Annotated in this window: 3 protein-coding genes and 3 pseudogenes; 5 read left to right on the top strand and 1 reads right to left on the bottom strand. The window is 54.9% G+C overall.

Annotated features, from left to right (window positions below):
- Nucleotides 1-127: 127 nt before the first annotated feature.
- The 4 genes and pseudogenes from H7E91_RS11280 to H7E91_RS11265 form a co-directional block, all read left to right on the top strand.
- Nucleotides 128-367, top strand: a pseudogene (locus tag H7E91_RS11280) (transposase); the annotation flags it as partial.
- 583 nt (nt 368-950) lie between these two features.
- Complete coding sequence (locus H7E91_RS11275) at nt 951-1730, top strand: hypothetical protein (protein ID WP_182355214.1); 780 nt, start codon at nt 951-953, stop codon at nt 1728-1730.
- Nucleotides 1711-2679: a hypothetical protein gene (locus H7E91_RS11270; RefSeq protein ID WP_182355212.1), complete on the top strand. Its 969-nt coding sequence runs from the start codon at nt 1711-1713 to the stop codon at nt 2677-2679. The genes H7E91_RS11275 and H7E91_RS11270 overlap by 20 nt, the downstream gene beginning before the upstream one ends.
- A gap of 39 nt (nt 2680-2718) precedes the next feature.
- Nucleotides 2719-3911 (top strand): IS3 family transposase gene (locus H7E91_RS11265; RefSeq protein ID WP_182355216.1). Its coding sequence is split into 2 segments (ribosomal slippage): nt 2719-3003 and nt 3006-3911, totalling 1191 coding nucleotides; the frame shifts between segments, so codons are not numbered across the junction.
- Between the two features lie 44 nt (nt 3912-3955).
- Here H7E91_RS11265 and H7E91_RS11260 read toward each other — a convergent pair.
- Nucleotides 3956-4744, bottom strand: a pseudogene (locus H7E91_RS11260) (IS256 family transposase); the annotation flags it as partial.
- Nucleotides 4745-4863: 119 nt separating this feature from the next.
- Between H7E91_RS11260 and H7E91_RS11255 the strand changes: the two are divergent.
- A pseudogene (locus H7E91_RS11255) lies at nt 4864-4990 on the top strand (IS110 family transposase); the annotation flags it as partial.

Genomic DNA, 4990 nt, shown 5'->3' with positions numbered 1-4990 from the left:
ACGGCACCCCGAACGATTCCGGCGACAACCCTCCACGCCCGCACCAGCCGAGATAGTCGGCATCAACCTGCTCACGCAGAACTCTGAAACTAACACCGACCGACTCCACGCAGCTTGACAATGACCGAACAACCCCAACGAACGCCTCAACCGAGAAATCCGGCGTCGCACCGATTCGGTGGGGATCTTCCCCAACCGAGAAGCGATCATCCGTCTGGTCGGTGCGGTCCTTGCTGAGCAGACCGATGAATGGGCCGAAGGGCGCCGCTACCTCAGCCTCGATGTCCTTGCCAGAAGCCGCTTCCAAGCCGTAAATGATTCCGGGATCGAGGTGAGCGACGAACACCCACTCGAACTCAGCGCCTAACCCCGAACCAACGAAACGAAGGAAAATCCGCCACACCACTCAAAGGGACTTGACCACGCCGAACGGCGCTACTTCTCCGAAGTCTCCATGCGAAAACTCGTCCACACCCTCAACGCTCCCGCAGGGCAAGGCGATCACCATCCCGGCCAGGAACTCTTCCTCACCGCCTAACCCAACCCCGAAAAGTTACACCACACCAAAGGACTTGACCAAAAATCATTCAGCATTAAACGATTTTTCACATGAGATTTGGAGTCTTGGAAGTGCGAAGATCCAACGTTGCCACGACTAGAGCATCGCACTTGGTTGTTAGTGTTTTCCCGGGTCCTGCCCAAAGCACGCTGTGCAGATTAAATCGTTACAGAGCAAGCCCACGAATTACATCTCTTAATAATCCGGGTAGCTCTCAGTTTTCTACGAAATAGAAAGGGAATTTGTCATATACGGCCAAAAGTCCCATTCCACAGGGGTTTTGCATTTGTACTCTTCGAACACAGAACGGCCCGCAACAATAGTCAATTTGCGACAGCAACTTTGATGGCATGAGAGACCTCTACTAAAAAGCAGGAAGCAGGAGTTTTTCATGCAATTCATCGCAACATTGATGTCATTATCATTTATCGTTTCCAGCGCCTATAGCCTCTCCACAGTCTCCCACTCGCCAGAGCAAATGACGAATCGCCTACCGGCATCTGAACTCGTCGCACCACTGGAGATGGATTTGAGCAATTCCAGTAGCCGAGTTGGAAATTACGCCCCTCTCAGTGCCGCAGATCAAGTTGCCACAGATCAAGACTTCTTACAGTCAATCACAGAGGATAGCGAGGACGGATTGTCAAATGAACAGCTCCTGGAACTAGATGAGCTATTCGACGAGCTGGGCACCGATTCAGTTGAGATTATTGAATTGCCAACGGGTGAATTTCTCGCAGAAATTGACGACGGCATTAGCGAAGGAACTATTGAGGGTGTCACTGGACTCAATTTGCCAAACGCAGCAACAAGTACTCGCGATTCATGTTCCACAAGCACCCAAGGTGTTTATGTTCGTAAATCGACGGGGAAGCTGGCAACAAAACCAACAAGTGCATGTACTCATCGGCCGAGAAGTGTATCCTTCATCGTTCAACTCCGATCGTGGGGAGTTTTCTCTCCAACTTTGAGGTACACGGAGAAATCCCCCACCATTGTTCCAGTGACAAAGTCATACACGTGGATGGGGATGCAGGGAATGAAGTGCGCAAGCCGTGAAAAAACGCGTTGGCAAGCCGTAAATGTACATTTCATTACGGACTACAAGGGTTGTAAGCACTACCTCATGTCCAGAAGCGGCACCTACTCACGTGAGTGCCGCCATGCCTAAAACCACGCCAGCGAGGATCCAAGATTATCGGGTTGAGCGATTGCTGAACTCATCCCCAGCGTTGTGCTTTTTCTATTCTGTTTCTCGCATTGATGCTCAAGCCTTGGAAGGAGCCTATGCCGACCCGCGTGAACTGGATGGCATGAGTGATGCTAATGCACAAAAATGGCTTGACCAGAGCGTGGCAAAACGAGGGATGCCTGCGTTAAACGAGTCGATGGAGCTCATCATCCGTCATATCGGCTCCATTGCCATGGGGCTCAGCTGGGGCCACCTTGCAGAAATTAACAGACCGCAGTCACGACTTTTCCAGTTCCGTGAGTGCTTCCGCCCCTTAGCCCGCCAGATTGCTCACAAGCCTCGCTTCAATTGGTGGTGGGACGGTGCCACCACTCCAGTTATCACCGCGAAGGATATCGGCACCGGACCGCTGGCTGACTTGGGTGATTTTGGGGGCTGGAGCAACCAACCTCGCGGGCATGACACACTTCAAACCACCCAGGGACCCGTCGGCAATGACCCGAGCACTCTGCTCTGGTGCGTCGACAATGACACCATATTGGAAGGAGACCCGCGCACCACACCACTCAGCCAGTCGCCAACACAGGGGCGAGGGTTCCAGATCAAGGAACCATCTGACTGGGCAGAACTTGTCAGACGCGCACCACATCTCATGGATGACCAGGAGGTAGTACGCAACTGGACATATTTCCTCGGGGAACAATCCTCTTGGGTAACCCCTGCCTGGGACCTGCTAGCACCACACATCGATTGGGTAGAGTTAACACTCGGTGGTTTCCTCCTTGCTGCATATCAACCCATTCACGTGAACGGGCACGCTACCGCGATCATTGGCTGGAACCCTGGAGCAACAATTCATTTCGGCATGAACATGACGAAATACTTGGAATGGGCAAAAGGGTCTGCTGAAGGTTTAGGTGACATCTGATCTGGCTAGCCGGTGTGCTGGTCTGGAAGAATGACAGTTATGCCAAGATCGTTTCCCCAAGAGTTCCGCGACGACGTGGTACGCGTTGCCAATAGCCGTGGCCCGGGAGTGACGCGCGACCAGATTGCCAATGACTTCGGCATTCACGTAGGCACGTTGGATAAATGGATGCGCCAAGCAAAGATCGATGAAGGCGCTCAACTGGGAGCGACACGTGCCGATGGTGATGAGCTGCGCGAGCTGCGTAAACGCAACCGGCTACTGGAGCAGGAAGTGGAAGTGTTGCGGCGAGCAACCGCGTATTTGTCGCAGGCACATCTGCCGGGAAAAGGCTCTACCCGCTCGTGAGCGAGCTCGCCGAGGACGGGATCCCCGTTACGGTCACGTGCCGGGTCTTAAAGCTTGCCCGTCAGCCCTACTACCGGTGGCTGGCCAATCCAATCACCGATACCGAGCTCGTGGAAGCCTACCGTGCCAACACTTTATTCGATGCTCACCGGGCTGATCTTGGGTTCGGACATCGCCTGTTAGCTGATGTGGCACGCGAAGCAGGTCAAGACATGAGTGATCGCACCGCGTGGAAAATTGCTTCCGATAACGGCTGGTGGTCAGTGTTTGGCAAGAAGCGGGCCAAGAATGGAAAGAAGCCCGGACCTGCGGTCCACGACGACCTGTGCGCCCGGATCGATGAACACGGCAGGGTCCGGCACGAATTCACTGCTGATGGGCCCAATCGGCTGTGGCTGACCGATATTACCGAGCACTGGACCGATGAAGGCCGGCTCTACCTGTGCGCGGTCAAGGATGCCTTCTCTGGCAAGATCGTCGGCTATTCCATGGCCTCTCGCATGACATCTGATCTTGCCGTGGCCGCACTGGAAAACGCAGTCAGCATACGCGGGCCAGTTGCCGGTTGTGTCGTCCACAGCGACAGAGGCTCGCAGTTCCGTAGCCGAGATTTCTTGGCCGCGCTGAATCGCCACGGACTGGTCGGGTCAATGGGCCGGGTCGGGGCTGCTGGTGATAATGCAGCCATGGAGAGCTTCTTCGCTCTGCTACAGAACAACGTTCTCGATCGTCAGCGCTGGGCCACTCGTGACCAGCTGCGCGGTGCGATCATGGCCTGGATCGAAGGGACCTATCATCGTCGGCGCCGACAAGCCGGCCTGGGACGTTTGACTCCGATCGAATTCGAAACCATGATGAACACACCCGCCGCAACAGCGGCATGAAAACAAGCTGTCACCTAAACCTTCAGCAGACCCACCTTTTCGTAGAGGTTTTTCGCGAAGTGGGTGCGGCACCGCTGCCACGACGCATCAGGCAGCACTTCAGAAATGGCGTGCTGGATGCCTTCGTGGGCGTCACTGGTGATAAGGAAGACACCACGAAGCCCGCGGGCTTTTAAGTCCTGGAAAAAGCCTTTCCACGATGCGTTGGATTCCGCAGTGGCAACATGCATGCCGAGCATTTCACGGTAGCCGTCAGCATTAACACCGGTGGCCAAAAGTACGGAGCATTTGACCACTCGGCCGCCTTCGCGCACTTTGATCGTCAATGCGTCGCAGGACAGGTAGGCGTACCTGCCGGAATCGAGTGGACGGTTTTTGAAGTCTGCGATTATCTCGTCGAGTTCTTCCGACATGCGCGATACTTGGGATTTCGACATGTTGGAAATCCCAAGTGTTGCCACCAGGTCATTCATCCTACGGGTGGAAACCCCTTTGAGGTAGCAGGTCGCGATCACAGTCGATAAGGCTCGTTCGGCCCGTGAGCGTCGCTCTAACAGCCAGTCCGGAAAGAACGCGCCGTGGCGCAGCTTCGGTACCGCCACATCGATCGTGCCGACCCGGGTGTCGAGGTCTCGGTGACGGTACCCGTTACGGTAGTTGACCCGCTCGGCAGAAGCGACGCCGTATTCAGCCCCGCAGACGGTATCAGCCTGGGCGGAGAGGATCTGGTTGATAAACCCTTGCAGCATCTGACGCATCAGATCCGGGGAAGCCTGTGCCAGCAGATCGTCCAGATAGGTTGCAGGGTCGATAGAATGCGGAGCAGCGGTCATCGTTACGCGCCTTTCGGTGAGATGTGGTAGTTGAGTCGAAAGGTTACTGACGGTGGCCGCCCCTATATTTCCCAGGGCCCACCATCAGGAAGCGTTACACCACACTACGGGACGCAACCTCCCTTGCACGTAGGTACCTGGAACTCACTGATGAGATCGCTGATCTTGATGTCATGATCAAAAACATTGTTGATCATCTCGCCCCAGACCTCATCAAAAAACCAGCGGTCGGCTATGAGTCTGCAG

It is taken from the genome of Flaviflexus huanghaiensis, from assembly GCF_014118685.1.
GTDB classification, from domain to species: domain Bacteria; phylum Actinomycetota; class Actinomycetes; order Actinomycetales; family Actinomycetaceae; genus Flaviflexus; species Flaviflexus huanghaiensis.
The sequence above is the reverse complement of the archived record's forward strand: the minus strand, read 5'-3'. Positions and strand labels throughout refer to the sequence as shown.